Annotated in this window: 11 protein-coding genes; 7 read left to right on the plus strand and 4 right to left on the minus strand. The window is 71.9% G+C overall.

Going from position 1 to position 19,793, the window contains the following annotated elements; translation table 11 throughout:
• Positions 1-75: 75 nt before the first annotated feature.
• From GPA10_RS00870 to GPA10_RS00880, 3 genes are all read right to left on the minus strand, one after another.
• Complete coding sequence (locus tag GPA10_RS00870) at positions 76-1,698, minus strand: peptide ABC transporter substrate-binding protein (protein WP_157163816.1); 1,623 nt, start codon at positions 1,696-1,698, stop codon at positions 76-78.
• Between the two features lie 544 nt (positions 1,699-2,242).
• Entirely contained in the window at positions 2,243-4,150 is a 1,908-nt protein-coding gene (gene typA / locus GPA10_RS00875; protein ID WP_157163817.1) for a translational GTPase TypA, read from the minus strand.
• Positions 4,151-4,292: 142 nt separating this feature from the next.
• Positions 4,293-6,905 carry an ABC transporter substrate-binding protein gene (locus tag GPA10_RS00880; RefSeq protein ID WP_157163818.1) on the minus strand — a complete coding sequence of 871 codons (2,613 nt, stop codon included), beginning with the start codon at positions 6,903-6,905 and terminating at the stop codon, positions 4,293-4,295.
• A gap of 864 nt (positions 6,906-7,769) precedes the next feature.
• On the opposite strand from GPA10_RS00880, the gene GPA10_RS00885 reads away from it, so the two are divergent.
• From GPA10_RS00885 to GPA10_RS00915, 7 genes are all read left to right on the plus strand, one after another.
• Positions 7,770-8,072: a hypothetical protein gene (locus GPA10_RS00885; RefSeq protein ID WP_058849756.1), complete on the plus strand. Its 303-nt coding sequence runs from the start codon at positions 7,770-7,772 to the stop codon at positions 8,070-8,072.
• Positions 8,073-8,150: 78 nt separating this feature from the next.
• The gene (locus GPA10_RS00890) at positions 8,151-8,984 is read left to right on the plus strand and encodes a hypothetical protein (protein WP_157163819.1); all 834 of its coding nucleotides are present in this window, start codon (positions 8,151-8,153) and stop codon (positions 8,982-8,984) included.
• A 28-nt stretch (positions 8,985-9,012) separates the two neighbouring features.
• On the plus strand, positions 9,013-11,025 hold the full coding sequence (locus GPA10_RS00895) for a fumarate reductase/succinate dehydrogenase flavoprotein subunit (protein ID WP_157163820.1): 2,013 nt from the start codon (positions 9,013-9,015) through the stop codon (positions 11,023-11,025).
• Entirely contained in the window at positions 11,022-11,879 is an 858-nt protein-coding gene (locus GPA10_RS00900; protein ID WP_343040150.1) for a succinate dehydrogenase/fumarate reductase iron-sulfur subunit, read from the plus strand. The genes GPA10_RS00895 and GPA10_RS00900 overlap by 4 nt, the downstream gene beginning before the upstream one ends.
• A gap of 108 nt (positions 11,880-11,987) precedes the next feature.
• Positions 11,988-13,298, plus strand: a complete 1,311-nt coding sequence (locus GPA10_RS00905) for an alpha/beta hydrolase family protein (protein WP_157163821.1) — start codon at positions 11,988-11,990, stop codon at positions 13,296-13,298.
• 237 nt (positions 13,299-13,535) lie between these two features.
• Positions 13,536-15,527, plus strand: coding sequence for a TPM domain-containing protein (locus GPA10_RS00910; RefSeq protein ID WP_157164144.1), 1,992 nt, complete (start codon positions 13,536-13,538; stop codon positions 15,525-15,527).
• A gap of 103 nt (positions 15,528-15,630) precedes the next feature.
• Positions 15,631-16,344, plus strand: a complete 714-nt coding sequence (locus GPA10_RS00915; protein ID WP_157163822.1) for a PspA/IM30 family protein — start codon at positions 15,631-15,633, stop codon at positions 16,342-16,344.
• A 96-nt stretch (positions 16,345-16,440) separates the two neighbouring features.
• On the opposite strand, the gene GPA10_RS00920 is transcribed toward GPA10_RS00915, so the two are convergent.
• Complete coding sequence (locus GPA10_RS00920; RefSeq protein ID WP_343040275.1) at positions 16,441-19,077, minus strand: SpoIIE family protein phosphatase; 2,637 nt, start codon at positions 19,075-19,077, stop codon at positions 16,441-16,443.
• Positions 19,078-19,793 lie beyond the last annotated feature (716 nt).

Consider the following 19,793-nt stretch of genomic DNA (forward strand, 5'->3'; position numbering starts at 1 on the left):
TCCATTGCGGAGCCGCCCGGAAGCGACGCCCGGGATCGCCGGGCGTCGCTTCGCGGTGCGGAACTCCGGCGACTGCTACTTCTCGAAGACCTCGACGTCGGACAGAACCGGGTCGCCCGCCTGGTCGAACTCGATCTTCTTCACGTTGTTCGAGTAGGCGGAGAGCGTCTTGTTGTACCAGAGCGGGATGCCCGGGAAGCTGTTGACCAGCTCCTTCTCGGCCTTCTGGTACAGCTCGGCGGACTCGTCGATGGTCTTGGCCTTGTCGGCCTCAGCGGTCAGCTCGTCGAACTTCTTGTCCGAGAAGCCGCCCTTGTTGCCGTCGACGCCGGTGCCGTAGAGGTCGGCGAGGAAGTTGCCGTTGAACGGGTAGTCGAGCACCCAGCCGGAGCGGTACATCGACTTGACCTTCTTCTGGTCCCGGATCTCCGTGTCGGCCGCGAAGTCCGTCACCGCGTCGCCGGTGCACTTGACTCCGGTGGCCTTGGTGATGGAGTTGCAGACCGCGACGACCCAGTCCTTGTGCGGCTGGTCGGCGTTGTACTGGATCTGGATCTTGTTGCCCGGGACACCGCCGCCGGCCTTGATCAGGTCCTTGGCGCCCTTCGGGTCGAACTTGCAGAACTTGCCACAGGCGTCGTCCTGGTAGCCCTTGACGCCCTTGGCGACCCAGCCGGTCGCGGACTCACGGGTGCCGTAGAACACCGTCTTGGCGATGGTGTCGCGGTCGATCGCCATCGACAGGCCCTGGAGGACCTTGATGTCGGTCTTCTTCCACTGCGGCGTGTAGAAGGCGAAGTTGACCGTGTTCAGCGCCGAGTAGTCGGAGACGATCGCGCGGTCACCGAAGTCGTTCTTGAAGTTGGCGAGCTCGCTGTTCGGCACGATCGGCATCGTGTCGACGTTGTCCGACTTCAGGTCGGCGTAGGCCGCGGTGTCCTTGGTGTACGCCTTGAAGTCGATGCCGCCGTTCTTCGGCTTGTCCTCGCCCTTGTAGCCGGGCCAGGTGCGCACCGAGATCAGCTTCTTGCGGTCCCACTTGGCGAACTTGTAGGGACCGTTGCCGACCGGGGCCTCGCCGTACTTCTTCGGGTCCTTCAGGGCGGCCGCGGGCAGCGGGAAGAAGGGCTTGTAGACCAGCTTGTACTGGTAGTACGGGATGCCGTTCTTCAGCGTGATGGTGAAGGTGTTCTCGTCGACGACCTTCAGACCGGACATGGCCTTCTTCTTGGCCTTGCCCTTCTCCGGGTGGACGTCGTCGTAGCCGACGATGTCGCGGTACCAGGCACTGTTCTGCTGGCCGTTCGCCGGGTCGGCGGCCCAGTTCCACGCGTCGACGTAGGACTTGGCGTTGACGGGCGTGTTGTCGTGGAACTTCCAGCCCGGCTTCAGCTTGACGGTCCACACCTTGTTCGTCTTGTCGGGCGTGACCGACTCGGCGTTCTCATAGGTGATGTTGCCCTGCTTGTCGTAGTGGACAAGCCCCGTGAAGAGGGCGTCGATGACGACGCTGCCGTACGCCTCCATGGTGTTGGACGGCTGCAGCAGGTTCTGCGGCTCACCGTTGGCGTAGCTGACGATCCCCTTGGGGTCGACCTTGCCGCTGCCCTTGTCATCGTCGCCGCCGCCGCAGGCAGTAGCGGTCAGCGCCACAACACCGGCTATGGCGACCCACTTGGCGCTCTTGGCACCACGCATGGGGTTCCTCCTCATGAGTCCACTTGTTCACTACAAGAGGGGGTACGAGAGACCGTGCCGACACCCCTGACGGCGAAGATCGAGTACCCCAGTGTGCTCGTGAGTCGGCGCTCCCCACAGCGCGTGACCCATTGACCCGAGCTATACGCGGTCAACTATTAGCCATGAGGTACGGCCCGACCACACCCTTTTGGTCTCGGTTCAATCACACCTGGCCCGTACAACTTCCAAAATCCGGACAAACCGATCCTAGATAGATGGTTGCGAAACGGACGTGTTACACATCTAACGGTCAGTTGAGTCCGTATACCGGACAGATCGGCAGCGAAAACCGGTTGCCGCGAGGACGTTGATGTCTCCCGGTGCGTATGGGCCGAAGCTCACCGTAGCGCCCCCACCGACACGAGAGGCCGGATTCCCGCACTCCGGAGAGTGCGGGAATCCGGCCTCAGGGGCCTCAGGGGCCCGCAGGAGTACCGCTGGGCGCCGACAGTGCCCTCAAGGGCACCTTCCGGTGCCCCGGGCGTCCGACGGCGCCGCGGGCTCAGTTGTGCTTGGCGCGCGACGCGGCGCGGCCGCGCTCCTTCTGGTCAAGGACGACCTTGCGGATGCGGACGGCCTCCGGGGTCACCTCGACGCACTCGTCGTCGCGGCAGAACTCCAGGGACTGCTCCAGGGAGAGCTTGCGCGGCGGCACCACGTTCTCGGTGTTGTCCGCGGAAGCCGCACGCATGTTGGTGAGCTTCTTCTCCTTGGTGATGTTCACGTCCATGTCGTCGGCGCGCGAGTTCTCGCCGACGATCATGCCCTCGTACACCTCGGTGCCGGGCTCGGTGAACAGCACACCGCGCTCCTGGAGGTTGATCATCGCGAACGGCGTGACGGCGCCCGAGCGGTCGGCGACCAGGGAGCCGTTGTTGCGCGTCTGCAACGTGCCGAACCAGGGCTCGTGGCCCTCGTGGATGGAGTGCGCGATGCCCGTGCCGCGGGTGTTCGTCAGGAACTCCGTGCGGAAGCCGATGAGGCCGCGGGACGGGACGACGAACTCCATGCGCACCCAGCCCGAGCCGTGGTTGGACATGTTGTCCATCCGGCCCTTGCGGACGCCCATGAGCTGCGTGACGGCGCCCATGTGCTCCTCGGGCACGTCGATGGTCATGCGCTCGACCGGCTCGTGCGTCTTGCCGTCGATCTCCTGGGTGACCACCTGGGGCTTGCCGATGGTCAGCTCGAAGCCCTCGCGGCGCATCTGCTCGACCAGGATGGCGAGCGCCAGCTCACCACGGCCCTGCACCTCCCAGGCGTCCGGGCGTCCGGTCTCCAGGACACGCAGCGAGACGTTGCCGATGAGCTCGCGGTCGAGGCGGTCCTTGACCTGGCGGGCGGTGACCTTGCGGTCCTTGACGGCCGCCTTGGCGTCCGCGCCCTTGCCGGTGCCGCCGCGGCCGACCAGCGGCGAGGTGTTCGTACCGATGGTCATGGAGATCGCGGGCTCGTCGACCGTGATCAGCGGCAGCGCGATCGGGTTCTCCGGGTCCGCGAGCGTCTCGCCGATCATGATGTCGGGGATGCCGGCGACCGCGCAGATGTCACCGGGGCCCGCCTTCTCGGCGGGCTTGCGGGTGAGCGCCTCGGTCATCATCAGCTCGGTGATGCGGACGTTGGCGATGGTGCCGTCCCGCTTGATCCACGCGACCGTCTGGCCCTTGCGCAGCTCGCCCTGCTCGACGCGGAGCAGCGCGATACGACCGAGGAAGTTGTCGGCGTCCAGGTTGGTGACGTGGGCCTGGAGGGGGGCGCTCTCGTCGTACTCGGGCGCGGGGACGTGCTCCAGGAGCGTGGTGAAGAACGGCTCCAGGTTGGTGGAGTCGGCGGGGACCGTGCCGTCCTCCGGCTTGGTCAGCGAGGCCACGCCGTCACGGCCGCAGGCGTAGACGATCGGGAACTCGATCTGGTCCTCGTCGGCGTCCAGGTCGAGGAACAGGTCGTACGTCTCGTTCACGACCTCGTCGATGCGCGAGTCGGGACGGTCCGTCTTGTTGATGCACAGGATGACGGGCAGGCGCTGCATCAGGGCCTTGCGCAGCACGAAGCGGGTCTGCGGCAGCGGACCCTCGGAGGCGTCTACGAGGAGGACGACCGCGTCCACCATCGACAGACCGCGCTCGACCTCGCCGCCGAAGTCGGCGTGGCCGGGGGTGTCGATGATGTTGATCGTGATCGGGTCGCCACCGTCCTTCGGGTGGTACTTGACCGCGGTGTTCTTGGCCAGGATCGTGATGCCCTTCTCACGCTCCAGGTCGTTGCTGTCCATCATGCGGTCGTCGAGCGACTCGGCGGCGTGCGCGGCGAAGGCGCCCGCCTGCTTGAGCATGGCGTCGACGATGGTCGTCTTGCCGTGGTCGACGTGGGCGACGATGGCGACGTTACGAATGTCGTGGCGCGTGGGCATGCGAGGTGCGCTTCTCCCGGGAGGCTTGGACGGCGGCGCGTACGTCCATTTCGTACGCGTGCCCTGCCGGGCAGACGTGCCACGGCCTTACCCCATCCTACGGTGCCCCGCCGGAAGTGCCTCGCCGGGGCCCGGCTCACCCTCAGTCGCCGGACGGGCTCCCTCCCGTCTTCGCGCTCGCCCTCAGGAAGCCGATGTCCTGGTAGACGGGGGTCTGGAAGCCGAAGGCACCCACGTTGGCGAGGTTCGGGCGGGCGGCGACGAGCTGGGGCCGCTGGTAGAGGGGAATGGACCCGGCCGCAGCCCAGATCCGGGCGTCGGCCTTCTTCACCAGGGACCGGTTCTCGTCCTCGTCCAGCTCCCCCAGAGCCTGCTCGAACAGTTGATCGATATGATCGGTGCCGACGCGGGTGTAGTTCTGCTCGACGTTCAGGGAGCCGTCCGCCGCGGGGACCGGCTTGGCGAAGATCGGGCGGGCGTCGGTGGCGGGGAAGGCGGAGGCGGGCCAGGAGTAGAGCGCGAGGTCGTACTGGCCGGACGCGACGTGGTCCTTGAAGTAGCTCTCGTCGGCGACCTTGGAGATCTCCGTACGGACCCCGATGCGCTGCAACATCCGCGAGATGCGGTCCGCGACACCGCGCAGCGGCTCCGAGCCCGCGCCGGAGGGCAGCACGAAGCGGAGGGTGAGCGGCTTGCCGTCCTTGGCGAGGGGGCCGGCGGCGGGCTTCACGCCCTTCGGGGTGGTGCCCTTCGGGGCGGAGGTTCCCTTGGGGGCGAGGGTTCCCTTGGGGGCGTAGGCGCCCGGGGCTCCGCCCTGGGCCTGCTTCTCGGCCTGCTTGTCGGCCCTGGCTTCCGCTCTCGCCTTCTTCGACTTCCCGCCGGGGTCCTTCTTGTACTCCTTGTCGGCTTCGCGCCGGGCACCGAGGGCGTCGGCCTGCCGGAGCAGGACGGACTGCTGGTAGGCGGCGGCGCGGTCGGGGGAGAGCGCGGGGGTGGCGGTGCCGCCCGGCTTGTTGTCGTCTTCGCCGACGATGTAGGTGCCGTCGTCGGAGCCGGAACCGGAGCCGGAGCCGGAGTTCGACTCGGAGCCGGAGTCCGAATCGGACTCGGAGCCGGACTCGGACCGGGAGCCGGAGTCGGAGTCGGAATCGGAGTCGGACCGGGAGCCGGAGCCAGACTCGGACCGGGAGCCGGACTCGGAACCGGACTCGGACTCGGAACCGGACTCGGACTCGGAACCGGACTCGGACTCGGACCGCGAGCCGGAGCCGGACTCCGACCTGGTCCTCGATCCGGCCTCGCCCCCCGCCGCCTCCTCCCCTTCTTCCTTACCGCCCCTCTCCTTGTCCCTCTCCTTGTCCTCCTCCTTCGCCCCCTTCTCCGTGACGGCGGTGGGCGTCCAGCCCGCGTCGGCGAGGAGGGCGCGGGCCTCGGCGGCGTCCTGGTCGCCGAGTGCGCCGCTGTTGTCGGCGTACGCCTCCTGTCCGGCGAGCGCGAGGTGGCTGCCGACGGGCTCTGCGGGCAGGCCCAGCGGCTTCAGAACCGTTTCCGCGAGTTCGCCGCGGTCCAGGGCGCGGGCGACGGCGCGGCGCACCCGGTCGTCGGCGAGGGGGCCTTCGGAGCCGTTGAGGGCGAGCTGGGTGTAGGCGGGTTCGAGGGACTTGCGGACCACGTAGCCGCGCAGGCCCGTCTGCTGCTCGGCATACTTGGCGACGGCCTTGCGGGCCTTCTTGCGGGCGCGCTGCTCGGTGTCCGCGGCCTCCTCGTCGGAGCCGTGCGCGATCGCCCAGGAGCGCAGGGCCCTCGCGGGCGTGAGCTGCGCGCCGGGTCCGTGCGCGAGTGCGCCCGGGGCGTCCTTGTCGCGGGCGGCGAGGGCGATGCGGCTCGCCTCGGCGGCGTCGATGTCGGCGAGGTCGACGCGGCCTTCGGCGAGGGCGGCGGCGCGCCGGTCACGCGGTACGGAGCGCAGGATCAGCTTGTCGAGCTTGGCGGGGCTGCCCCACCAGCGCGGGTTCCGCTGGAGGGTGATCCGGCCCGCGGAGCGGTCGACACCCTTCAGGACGAAGGGGCCCGCGGTGACCTTGAGCTTGGTGCGCGCGCCGTCGTTGAAGGAGTCGGGGGTGGCCATGACCTCCTTCGGGTAGAGCGGGGAGAACAGCGACCGCCAGTCCGCGTAGGGCTTGTCGAAGGTGACGCGGACCTCCAGGTTGTTGGCGCCGCGTTCGATCTTGCCGATGCGGTCGTAGCCCGCGTTGCGGGCGGTCCAGTACGCGCTGTCCTTCCCGGACAGGGCGCGCCACTGGGCGGCGAAGTCGTCGGCGCCGATCTCGCGGCCGTTGCCCCAGACCGCCTGCTGGTTCAGCTTGTAGAGCACGACCTGGCGGGGTGCGCGCTCGACGACCTCCGCGGACTCCAGGAAGTCGGGGTTGCGCTGGGGTCTGCCCTGCGCGTCGGTGCGGTACATCGACGGCAGGACGGCGCCCGCGACGCGGGTGGTGGTGGCGTCGGCGTCGGACTGGAAGGAGTTGAAGGTCTCGGGGAGCGTGTCGACGGCCCACTTCATGGTGGAGCCGTCGGCGATCCGGTCCCGGGCTGCGGGGGCGATGTCCTGCCCGGCCGCCGGGGTGCTCGGCTCGTCGCCCGCGCCGCAGCCGGTGAGGGCGGGCAGCGCGAGGACTCCGGCGGCGAGGAACACGGCGGAGCGGGCCGTGGCCGCCGGGCGGACCGGTCGCGGCCTGGCGCGGTCGTGGGGCATGACGGATACCTCCGAGTACTGGCACGCCATGTGCCGGCGCGCGTCAGGCGTGTGCGCCTTGTGCACGTTTGGCGGCATTGCGGGGAAATATGGAGTTGATCACACCTATTGCTTCCACTGAAGGGGACGGGGTGGTGGGGGCGGGGGCGACACGGCGGCTCCGGGGGCGGAAGCCACCCGTGCGGCGGAACAACCCCGGGGGCGGGGGTCCCTCTCGGGGTGGATCCCCGGGGGCGGGGGGCCGTCCCCTGCGGGCCCTGCGGGGGGCTGTCGAAGGGCCGGGCCGGGGTACGCCCACGCGGCGACCGGCGCAGTCACGCACCGCAGATCGCGCTCCGCGCTCGACCTCAATTGCCGGACAGGCTTTCCCCCACCACGCACCCGCCCAGGGCGCAGGTGGGCACAGCGAACATCGGAGGACGCGCTCGCGTCGCAAACTCGCCCCGCCCAGCACCCACCCAGCCCGTCCGGCGCTTGAGGACGAGCGCGGAGCGCGATGGGCGGAGCGCGATGGGCGGCGCGCGATGGGCGGCGCGCGATGGGCGGCGCGCGATGGGCGGAACGGCGGGTGTCGCGGTCACGGGCGGGTGGGTGGGTGGATGGATGGATGGATGGGTGGATGGGTGGATGGGTGGATGGGTTGGTGCGGGGTCGCGGCGGGAGCCCGGCCAGGGCGAAGGCGGGGCCCGACCGGCGCCGCCCCGCCCCGCCGAGGGGCGCACCCCCGCAATGAGAGCGCCCCCGAAGGGGGCGAATCGCCGCACATGGCTTCCCAACCGGGATGTGACGCGCGACACTCGCAGGCGCATGAGCGTTTTGCGTGAGCGCAGCCACCGCACCCGCACCCCGAAGCGAGGGCAAGTCATGGCTCTGCACGACGATCTGACGGCCATTCAGCACTGTGTGGACGAACTCGTCCGCACGGTGGGCAGAGTCGAACAGCGGTCCGGCACCGAGCTGGCCGGCGTCGACTTCCGCCGGGTCCGCATGGACACCGACCATCTGCGCGAGAGCGTCGCCCTGCTGCGCGCCGCCGCCACGGCCCCGCCCGCGCGCCCGGAAGCCCGGCCCGACCTCGTCACCATCCCCGACACGCCGTACGACCGGTCGCTGTGGACGGATTCGGACGACGAGGGCCTGGGCGCCCGCGACCGGCACGCACCGTAGGCCGGACCACCGAAGAGCAAGGCGCAAGGCACGGCCTCGTTGCAACGACCCGCACGTCGACGAAGGAGTGGAGCCTCGTTGGCCACTGGCACGGAACCCCATCTGAAGAAGGGCTCGGCCCCCGGCGGCGTACGGCACGGCACGCGCGCCGCGATCGCCGCTGCCCATTTGCGGACGGACCGCTGGTGGCTACAGCCCGCCGCGACCGCCGCCGGACTGTTCGCCTTCGTCGTGTACTCGACATGGCGGGCGTTCGCGAACGCCGACTACTACGAGGCGCCCTACGTCTCGCCGTTCTACTCACCGTGCATCGCGGAGAATTGCGAGCCGATGAAGAACGGGCCCAACTGGGAGATCTTCGGCAGCTGGTGGGGCCTCTCCCCCGCCCTGCTCATTCTCATCTTCCCGCTCGGATTCCGGCTCACCTGCTACTACTACCGCAAGGCCTACTACCGCGGATTCTGGGCGTCACCGCCCGCCTGCGCGGTCGCGGAGCCGCACGCCAAGTACACGGGTGAGACGCGTTTCCCGCTGATTCTGCAGAACATCCACCGGTACTTCTTCTACGCGGCGGTACCCGTCGCGGGAATTCTGACGTACGACACCGTGCTCGCCTTCCGGAACGAGCACTACGAGTGGGGGCACGCCGGTCTCGGCACCCTGGTGTTCCTCGTGAACATCACGCTCATCTGGGCGTACACCCTCTCCTGTCACTCCTGTCGGCACATCGTCGGCGGAAAGCTCAAGCACTTCTCGATCCATCCGGTGCGCTATCGGATGTGGCGGTGGGTCGGCTGGCTGAACGGCCGGCACATGCTGCTCGCATGGGCTTCGCTGATCAGCGTCGCGCTCGCGGACTTCTATGTGTATCTCATCGCGTCCGGCGCCTTCGACGACCCGACCCTCTTCTGACGGAACAACGGAACAAAGGGTGCTTCTGATGTCTCAAGTGGAGCGACAGCAGTGGGATGTCGTCGTGGTGGGTGCCGGGGGTGCCGGCCTCCGGGCCGCCATCGAGGCGCGCGAGCAGGGTGCTCGTACCGCGGTGATCTGCAAGTCGCTGTTCGGCAAGGCGCACACGGTGATGGCCGAGGGCGGCATCGCCGCGTCCATGGGCAATGTGAACTCCGGTGACAACTGGCAGGTGCACTTCCGCGACACACTGCGGGGCGGCAAGTTTCTCAACCAGTGGCGCATGGCGGAACTGCACGCGCGCGAGGCACCCGACCGGGTGTGGGAACTGGAGACCTGGGGCGCGCTCTTCGACCGCACCAAGGACGGCCGGATCTCGCAGCGGAACTTCGGCGGGCACGAGTATCCGCGGCTCGCGCACGTCGGGGACCGCACCGGACTCGAACTCATCCGCACGCTTCAGCAGAAGATCGTGGCGCTGCAACAGGAGGACAAGCGGGAATTCGGGAATTACGAGGCCCGGCTGAAGGTTTTCCAGGAGTGCACCGTCACCCGGGTCCTGAAGGACGAGAGCGCGAGCGGCGACGGGCGCGTCACCGGTGCATTCTGCTACGAGCGCGAGAGCGGGCGGTTCTTCGTCATCGAGGCGCCGAGTGTCGTCCTCGCCACCGGCGGCATCGGCAAGTCCTTCAAGGTGACGTCGAATTCATGGGAGTACACGGGCGACGGGCACGCGCTCGCCCTGCTCGCCGGTGCGCCGCTCCTCAACATGGAATTCGTACAGTTCCATCCGACGGGCATGGTCTGGCCGCCCTCGGTGAAGGGGATCCTGGTCACTGAATCCGTCCGCGGTGACGGCGGGGTGCTGCGCAACTCCGAGGGAAAGCGGTTCATGTTCGACTACATTCCCGACGTCTTCAAGGAGAAGTACGCCGAGTCGGAGGCGGAGGGCGACCGCTGGTACGAGGACCCGGACCACAACCGCCGCCCACCCGAACTGCTGCCCCGCGACGAGGTGGCGCGCGCCATCAACGCCGAGGTGAAGGCGGGTCGCGGCTCCCCGCACGGCGGGGTGTTCCTTGACGTGTCGACCCGGATGCCCGCCGAGGTCATCCGGCGCCGGCTGCCGTCGATGTACCACCAGTTCAAGGAGCTGGCCGACGTCGACATCACGGCCGAGGCGATGGAGGTCGGCCCGACCTGCCACTACGTGATGGGCGGCATCGCCGTCGAGTCGGACACGGCGGCGGCGCGCGGCGTCCCCGGCCTGTTCGCGGCCGGTGAGGTGGCGGGCGGTATGCACGGCTCGAACCGGCTCGGCGGCAACTCCCTCTCGGACCTGCTCGTGTTCGGGCGCCGCGCCGGTCTGTACGCGGCCCGGCACGCCGCCGCGCCGGACGCCGCGCGCTCGGTGGACGAGGCGCAGGTGGACACGGCGGCGGCGGAGGCCCTGCGTCCGTTCAGCGCCGAGGGCCCGCGGGACGGCACGGTCCCCGAGAACCCGTACACGCTGCACCAGGAACTCCAGCAGACGATGAACGACCTGGTGGGCATCATCCGCCGCGAGGGCGAGATGGCCGAGGCCCTGGAGCGGCTCGCGGATCTGCGGCAGCGCGCACGGCGTGCCGGGGTCGAGGGCCACCGCCAGTTCAACCCCGGCTGGCACCTGGCCCTCGACCTGCGCAACATGCTGCTCGTCAGCGAGTGCGTGGCGCGGGCGGCCCTGGAGCGGACGGAGAGCCGCGGCGGGCACACCCGCGAGGACCACCCCGGGATGAACCGCGACTGGCGCCGCGTGAACCTGCTGTGCCGGCTCGCCGAACCGGCCGACGACAGCCCGACGGCAGGACGGCCCGACGTCCGCGCCGAACCGGCCGCAGGCTCGGCCGCGCCCGTCGGCGGCCTCGCGGCGGCCGAACCGGCCCGCGGCCGCATCGCCCTCACCCGCGTCACCACCGACCCCATCCGACCCGACCTGCTCGCCCTCTTCGACAAGGAGGAGCTGGTCAAGTACCTGGCCGAAGAGGAGCTCTTCGAGTGAGTACGCGTACGCCTTCCGAAACGGCTTCCGACCAGGGCCCGGCAGAGCGCCCCGACGCGGCGGGCGAGGGCTCCGAGGCGAACGGGAGCGCCTACGACGCGCGCTTCCGGGTCTGGCGCGGCGACGTCGACGGCGGTGACCTGAGGGACTTCACCGTACGGGTCAACGACGGCGAGGTCGTCCTCGACATCATCCACCGGCTCCAGGCCACCCAGGCCCCCGACCTCGCGGTGCGGTGGAACTGCAAGGCGGGCAAGTGCGGTTCGTGCTCCGCCGAGATCAACGGCCGCCCCCGCCTGATGTGCATGACCCGCATGTCGGTCTTCGGCCGTGACGACGTCATCACGGTGACGCCGCTGCGGGCGTTCCCTGTGGTGCGGGACCTGGTGACGGACGTGGGCTTCAACTACGAGAAGGCCAGGGAGGTGCCGTCGTTCGTCCCGCCGGAGGACCTCGGTCCGGGCGAGTACCGCATGATGCAGGAGGACGTGGACCGCTCCCAGGAGTTCCGCAAGTGCATCGAGTGCTTCCTGTGCCAGGACACCTGCCATGTGGTGCGTGACCACGAGGAGAACAAGACGGCCTTCGCCGGGCCGCGTTTCCTGATGCGCGTGGCCGAACTCGACATGCACCCGCTGGACGCGGCCGCCGCGAGCGGCCTCGACCGCAAGTCCACCGCCCAGGAGGAGCACGGCCTGGGCTACTGCAACATCACCAAGTGCTGCTCGGAGGTGTGCCCCGAGGGCATCCACATCACCGACAACGCGCTCATCCCGCTCAAGGAGCGGGCGGTCGACCGCAAGTACGATCCGCTGGTCTGGCTGGGCAACAAGATCCGGCGGCGGCCCACGTAACGGCCCCCTGGGCTCCTCGTGCCGGCCCGGGGTGGGGGAAATCCCCCACCCCGGATTCTCCGGATTGCCTCCATGGTGGCGGGCGTACGGCGGCGCCAGCATGGACACATGAACCGCAGCGATCTTCGAAACCCCCGGTCCCCCCGGTCCCCCCGGTCCCCCTGGTCCCCCCGTTCCCGCAAGGGAGCGCTCGCCCTCGGCCTCGCGGTGGCGACCGTCCTCGCCGCCGTGACCGCCGCCCCCGCCGCCGCGGACGAGGCGACGGGGGCATCCGGGCAGGACCGGCCGGTGCGGGCGGCGCTGCCCGCGCCGACCGGGCCGCACGCCGTCGGCACGTTCTCCACCCGCCTCGTGGACCACTCGCGGCCCGACCCATGGGTGTCCTCGCGGCCGCAGCGGGAGCTGATGGTGAGCGTCTGGTACCCCGCGCGGGCCTCCGGCGGGCACCGCGTCGCCCCGTACATGGCCCAGGGGGCGGCGGCCCGCTGGAACGCGGCGGAACCGCACGGCGTCCCCGCGGGCGCCGTCGACTGGGCGGGCATGCGCACGCACGCCCGGGAGGGCGCGCCCCTGAAGAAGGGGGCCGCGGGGCCCGGACGCGGCGGGCGGCTGCCGGTGCTCCTGTACAGCGCGGGCGCGGGCGACCCGCGTACCTGGGGCACCTCCCTGGTCGAGGAGATGGCGAGCCGCGGCTACGTCGTGGTGACCGTCGACCACACCTACGAGTCGCCGGGCGTGCAGTTCCCCGACGGCTCCGTGACGGACGACAAGCCCGTGCGGGACGCGTTCGCGCAGGCAGGGCCCGAGGGGTTGCCGCGGCTCCTGGAGAAGGTGCTCGGCGTCCGCGTCGCCGACGACAAGTTCGTCATCGACCGGCTCACGTCGCTGCCCCACGGCGTGGGCGACGCGGTCGACACCCGGCGTGTCGGCATGTTCGGCCAGTCCGCGGGCGGGATCGCCGCAGCCGAGACCATGTACGAGGACAAGCGCGTGCGGGCGGGCCTGAACATGGACGGCACCCTGGAGTACAACGGCGAGCCCGACGGCACGAACCTCATGCCCGTCGCCCGGCACGGCCTGGACCGGCCGTTCGTCCTGATGGGCAGGGACGGCAGCGACCACACCACCGAACCGTCCTGGGCCCCCTTCTGGAAGCACAGCACGGGCTTCAAGCGGGACCTGACCCTGCGCGGCTCGAAGCACCAGACGTACACCGACCTGGCGGCGGTCCTGCCGCAGGCCGGGGTGGGCCGCGATGTCGTCGAGAAGAACATCGGCACCGTCGACCCGGCCCGTGCCACCGCCGCCCAGCGCGCCTACGTCGCCTCCTTCTTCGACAGGGAGCTGCGCGGCCGCGACGACCACCTCCTGGACGGCCCGTCGGCGCGCTTCCCCGAGGTCCGCTTCGTACGGCCGTAGCGCCGCGTCCGCCCGGACGGCGAGCCACATGGCGAACCGCCTCGGCCGGGCTGTGCACCACCCCGGTCGCGGTAGGGCAAACAGGGTCATACGCTGCCCAATGTGACGCCGTCCTCCCGCGCCCCGTCGCACATATCCGCGCGGGCCGCGGCCGCCGTGCTGCTCGGCGTGTGCTGGTTCCCACCGGCGGCGCCCACGGCGTCCGCCCAGCCCGCCGCGCACACCACCGTGCCGCCCATGGCTGCTGTGGCGCCCCTCGACGACCCGGCGCCCCTGGACCGCTCCGGGCAGGTCACCGACAGGACCGGCGCGCTCGGCGACCGCGGCCCGGCCGTCGCCGCGGCACTGGACCAGCTGTACGACGAGCAGCGCGTGCAGTTGTTCGTCGTGTACGTACGCGACTTCTCCGGCCGCTCCGCGCGGGGCTGGGCCGACGCCACCGCCGACCGGAACGGCCTCGGCGACGACGACGTGCTGCTCGCGGTGGCCACCCACGACCGCCGGTACGCGTACACGGTCGACGACGGGTCCCGGCTCACCGACGCCCAGCTCCGGGAGGTCGCCGGCACCGCCGTCGAACCGGCGCTGCGGCAGAACGACTGGGCCGGGGCGGCGATCGGCGCGGCGAACGGGTACGCGGCGGTGCTCGACGGGCGGCCCGTGCCGACGCCGGCCGTCACTCCGGGCGAGGCCGACCCGGGCGGGGGCCGGGCGGCCGCCGACGACGGGGTGGCGGGCGACCTGGCGCTGCCCGTGGTCGCCGCCGGGGTCGCGGGCACCGTCGCCTTCGTCGCGTACCGGCGCAGGAAGAGGCGCTTCACCACCCGTACGACGCCGGGCCCGGCCACGGGCCCCCGGCCGGTGCCGCTGCCCGAACTCGACGCGACGGCCAGGGCCCTCCTCGTCGAGACGGACGACGCCGTGCGCACCAGCACCGAGGAGCTGGGCTTCGCCACCGCCCAGTTCGGCGAGGAGGCCGCGCAGCCGTTCACCGCCGCCCTCGCCGCCGCGCGCGACGAGCTGACCGCCGCGTTCCGGCTCCGCCAGCGCCTGGACGACGCCCACCCCGAGGACGACGCGACGCGGCGCCGCATGCTCGACGAGATCGTCGCCCGCTGCACGGAGGCGGGGCACCGCCTGGACGCCGAAGCCGCCGCCTTCGATCAGCTGCGGGCCCTGGAACGCGGGGCGCCCGCCGCGCTGGAGCACGCCGATTCGGTGTTCCGGCAGGTGGAGGCGCGCGCCGGAGCCGTGCGGAGCACGCTTGACAGCGTGCGCGCCGCGTACGCGCCCGGCGCCACCGAAGCGGTCGTCGGCAACGTCACCCAGGCCGAGGACCGGCTCCTGTTCGCGGCGGCACAGCTGCGGCAGGCCCGCGACGCGGTGGGCGGGGCCGACCACGCGCGGGCCGCCGTCCATCTGCGCGCGGCCGAGGGCGCCGTCGACCAGGCCGACACCTTCGTGACGGCGGTGGAGCGCCTCGCCGCCGAGCTCGCCGAGGCCGCGGCGAGGTTGCCAGGGGCGCTCGGTGAGGCGGAGGCCGACCTCGCGGAGGCGCGCGGGCTCCTGGCGGGCACGGGTGCCGGAGTGCCGACCGGTGAGCTGCGCGGCCGGATGGCGCGGGTGGAGGCCGTCGTGGCCGAGGTACGCCGGTCCCTGGCGGCGGGCCGCCCCGATCCCGTCGACGCCCTGCGCCGCCTGGAGGAGGCGGACGCGGCCCTGGACGCGGCGCTCTCCGGCGCGCGCGCCCGCGAGAGCGCCGACGTGCGCGCCCGCTCCTTGCTCGACCAGGCGCTCCTCACCGCCCGCAGCGCCGTCGCGGCGGCCACGGACTATGTGACGACGCACCGCGGCGCCGTGGGCAGCGAGGCCCGCACCCGCCTCGCGGAAGGTGGGCGGCACTTGGCGCGGGCGGAGCGGCCCGCGGACACGGCCGGGCCCGCGGCCGCCCTCGCCGACGCCCAGCGCGCCGACTCCCTCGCCCGCGAGGCCCAGGCGCTCGCCGAACGGGACGTGCGGGCGTACGGCAATCCGTACGGCGGCCGGGGCGGCGGCACGGGCGGGGCCGTGCTCGGAGGGATCGTCCTCGGGCAGATCCTGGGCGGCGGGGGCCGCGGCGGCTTCGGCGGGGGCGGGTCCGCCGGCTCCGGAGGCTTCGGCGGAGGCGGTCCCGGGAGCTTCGGCGGGGGCGGGACGCGGGGGCGCAGGGGCGGAGGGGGCCGGTTCTGACCCTCGTACGCCCGGAGCGCGACCGCCTTCGTACGCCCACACCCCGCACGCCTCAAGAACTCGCACGCCTCAAGAACTCGTACGCCCCGAGAAGGAGACAGCCATGGCCAAGCAGACGATCCTCGGGCGGGTGGCGCAGTTGGCGCGGGCCAATGTGCACGCGCTCCTCGACCAGGCCGAGGACCCGCAGAAGATGCTGGACCAGCTGATCCGCGACTACACCGAGAGCATCCGGGAGGCCGAGCAGGCCGTCGCGACCACGATCGGTGATCTGCGGTTGCAGGAGGAGGACCACAGGGAGGACCTGGAGGCCGCGGCCGAGTGGGGCGCGAAGGCGCTCGCCGCCAGCAAGAAGGCGGACGTGCTGAGGGCCGACGGGAACGCGGCGGAGGCGGACCGGTTCGACGGGCTCGCCAAGGTGGCGCTCGGGCGGCAGCTGCGGTCCGAGCAGGAGGCGAGGGACGCCGAGCCGTCGATCGCCGCGCAGACCGACGTGGTCGGCAGGCTGAAGGACGGCCTGGACACCATGCGGATCAAACTGACGGAGTTGCGGTCGAGGCGGGACCAGCTGGTCGCACGGGCGAAGTCCGCGCAGGCGCGCAACCGGATGCTCGACGCGGCCCGCAGCGTGGACGTGCTCGATCCGACGAGCGAGCTGAGCCGGTTCGAGGAGAAGGTGCGGCGCGAGGAGGCGCGGGCGCTCGGCCGCGAGGAGCTCGCCGCGTCCTCGCTGGACGCGCAGTTCGAGCAGCTGGACAGCCTGAGCGACACCGCGGAGGTGGAGGCGCGGCTCGCCGCCCTGAAGGCGACCACGTAGACCTGCGCGCCGCACGGCCGGGGCGAGCGGACGGACGGACGGGCGGCGGGCAGACGGACGGGCAGCCGGGCGCGCCGCCGGGCAGCCGGGCGGGCGTCAGAACAGGCTCATCAGCGCCTCCGCCGCGTCCATCGGCTGCGAGTCCCCGTCGGGCAGGGCCAGTTCGAACCAGACCGTCTTGCCGCGCGGCGTACGGCGCGAGCCCCAGGCGGCGCTCAGCAGGCCGACGAGCTGGAGGCCGCGCCCGCCCTCGTCGGTGTCGCGGGCACGGCGGCGGCGTGGCTGGACGAGGCCCGCGTCCCACACCTCGCAGACCAGGGTGCGGTCGAGCAGCAGCCGCAGCCGGATCTCGCCCTCGCCGTAGCGCAGGGCGTTGGTGACGAGTTCGCTGACCAGGAGCTCGGCGGTGTCGACGAGGCCTTCCAGGTCCCATTCGCGCAGCCGCGCACAGGCCAGCTCGCGGGCGCGGCCCACGGACTGCGGCTCGCGCGGCAGCGTCCAGTCGCCGACGTGCTCGGCGGGCAGCCCCTGCACCCGGGCCATCAGGAGGGCGATGTCGTCCTCGCCGTGGTGGGTGTCGAGGGTGTTCAGGACGTGGTCGCAGATGTCCTCCAGGGCCCGCGCGGGGTCGGCGAGCGCGCCGACGAAGGCGTTCAGGCCCTCGTCGAGGGGGTGGTCGCGGGATTCGACGAGGCCGTCCGTGTAGAGCGCGAGCAGCGCGTCCTCCGGCAGGTCGACCTCGACCTCCTCGAAGGGCTCGCCGCCGACACCGAGGGGCATGCCCGGGGGGACGTCGAGCATGAGCGCGCTCTCGCCTGGTTCGACGAGGACGGGCGGGAGATGCCCGGCGTTGGCGAAGGTGACGCGGCGGGTGACGGCGTCGTACACCGCGTAGACGCAGGTCGCGAGGTAGACCTCGGCGAGGTCGTCGCCCTCGGCGCCGCCGCGTGCGGGCCCGGAGCGGCGGGCGTCCCTGGGGCTCTGCGGGTTGCCGAGGCCGCGGGCGATCTCGTCGAGCGCGGAGAGGACCTCGGCGGGCTCCAGGTCGAGCAGCGCGAGGGTGCGGACGGCGGAGCGCAGTTCGCCCATGGCGACGGCGGCGCGCAGGCCGCGCCCCATGACGTCGCCGACGACCAGGGCCGTGCGGTGTCCGGGCAGTTCGATGACGTCGAACCAGTCGCCGCCGACCTCGGTGGCGGCGTTCCCCGGCAGATAGCGGCAGGCGATGTCGAGCCCCGCGGCCTCGGGGTCACCGGGCGGGAGCAGGGACCGCTGCAGGATCAGCGCGCGTTCGTGCTCGCGGCGGTAGAGGCGGGCGTTGTCGATGCAGACGGCGGCGCGGGAGGCCAGCTCGACGGCGAGCGCGCGGTCGCGTTCGCCGAACGGTTCGCTGCCCTTCGTACGGGAGAACTGGGCGAGGCCCACGACGGTGTCGTGCGCGACCATCGGCACGGCGAGCGTCGACTGGATGAGCCCGGTGGTCAGACGGCGGGCGGGCCCGCTGTCGTCACCGGCGGAGACGAGCCGGGGGCGGGCGGTGCGCAGCGCGTCGGCGCAGGGCGAGTTGAAGCTGAAGCGGTGGACGGAGCCGACCTCGACGGGCCCGGTGCCCTCGGGGAAGGGCGCGTCGGCGACGGCGCTGGCGAACGCGACCCGGCGCAGCTCGGCGCTGCCGTCGGCGAGGCTCTGCCGGACGTTCAAGGCCTCGTCGCCGTCGAGCAGGCCTTGGTAGAGGTCGACGGAGGCGAGGTCGCAGAAGCCGGGGACGGCGACGTCGAGCAGTTCGCGGGCGGTGGTCTCCAGGTCGAGGGAGTTTCCTATGCGGGCGCCCGCCTCGTTCAGGAGGGCGAGGTTGCGGCGGGCGTGCGCGGCTTCGCGGGCGGCGGCGTGCCTGCCGGTGACGTCGCTGCCGAGGAACGCGATGCCGATGGGGCGTCCGGAACCGCTGTGCACGCGGTAGAGGTTGACGGACCAGTGGCGGCGTTCGTTGCTGTTCGGGGCCGGGCCGACGATCTGCATGTCCGTGACGGCTTCGCCGGTCTCCAGGACGCGGCGCAGCGCGGCCTGCACGCGGTCGGCCTCGTGCCGGGGCAGATAGTCGTGGACGGTCCGGCCGCGGTGGGCCTCGACGGCGCCACCGAAGACGTCGGCGAAGCGGGGGTTGGCCCGCTGCACCGTCAGGTCGGTGCCGAACAGCAGGAAACCGAAGGGAGATTGTCCAAAAATCGCCTGCGACGCGGCAAGGTCACTCTCTATCTGCCGGAGTGCGCGGACATCGACGACGATGCACACCGCGGAGCGCTCGCCGTCGGCCGTCCTGGCCGGCATGACATAGACCTCCGCGACGCCTTCCATGCCCCGGGCGCCTTCCATGCCCTGGGCGCCCGCCGTGCCCCCGGCGCCTTCTACCCCTGGGGCGGATGACGGCACCCGGAACGGGACCGATCCGGTCCACTCCCGGCCGTCGAGGATCTCGGCCATCTTGCGGTGGCCCGTGCGGCGCAGCTCGGGGGCGACGAACGCCTCGATCGGATCCTTGCCGACGGCGTCCTGCGAGGCCACGCCGAACAGCCGCTCGGCGCGCGCGCTCCACTGGTCGACCAGGCCGTCGGGCCCGATCGAGAAGGACGCCACCTTGATGTAGTCGTAGATGGACCCCGGCGGGCTCGTCTGCCAGACGATGTCGTCCGGGGCGACGGGTCCGGTGTCGACCGTGGAGTGCGCGGCCGTCACGCCGCGGCGACGCGCGTCGACACCCTCGGCCCGCGACGGTACGCCGCCAGGACCATCCGCGGGTGCTGTGGGGCGCGTGCCCGGGTCTACGTCCTCCGCGCCCCCGGGGCCGGAGGCGCGGGGCGTGCCGGAGGCGCCGGGCGTGCCGGAGCCGGGGCGGGCCGTCTCCGCACCGGGGTCGGGGGCGCCCTTGTCGGAGCCGGGACCTGTGGAGCCGGGCCCCGCGGAGCCGGAACACGTGGCCTGCTCGCGGGACCCGGGGACGCTGTCGGCTGGTCCGGGTGCGGCCTCGGCGGCCTCTATTGCGTCCGTGGCGGAGCCGGGTGCGGCCTCGGCTGGTCCGGGTGCGTGTCCCGGGGGTCCGGACGCGTTCTCGCCGCCGGAGCCGGGTGCGTCCTCGCCGGCGGATCCAGGCGCGTCCTCACCGCCGGAGCCGGCCGCGTCCTCGCCGGAGGCGGCCGCACCACCCTCCTCACCTCGCTGTTCGCCACCGCCCGAGACGCCGCCCGAGGCAGCGCCCGATCCCGCGCCAGCCGTCCCCGCGGTACCGCGGGCGCCGCTCGCCGACGTGCCCGACATGCCCGGCGCGCCCGCCGGGCCCGCCGAGCCCCCCGCCATGTCCGCAGCCGCCACCGGCTCCGCCGAGCGAGGTGTCCCCCCGGGTCCCGGCGCTCCCGGCACCGGCCGGGTGGGCAGGGCACCGCCCGCCCGCGCCA

The sequence above is a fragment of the Streptomyces typhae genome, assembly GCF_009755605.1.
Classification (GTDB): Bacteria; Actinomycetota; Actinomycetes; order Streptomycetales; family Streptomycetaceae; genus Streptomyces; species Streptomyces typhae.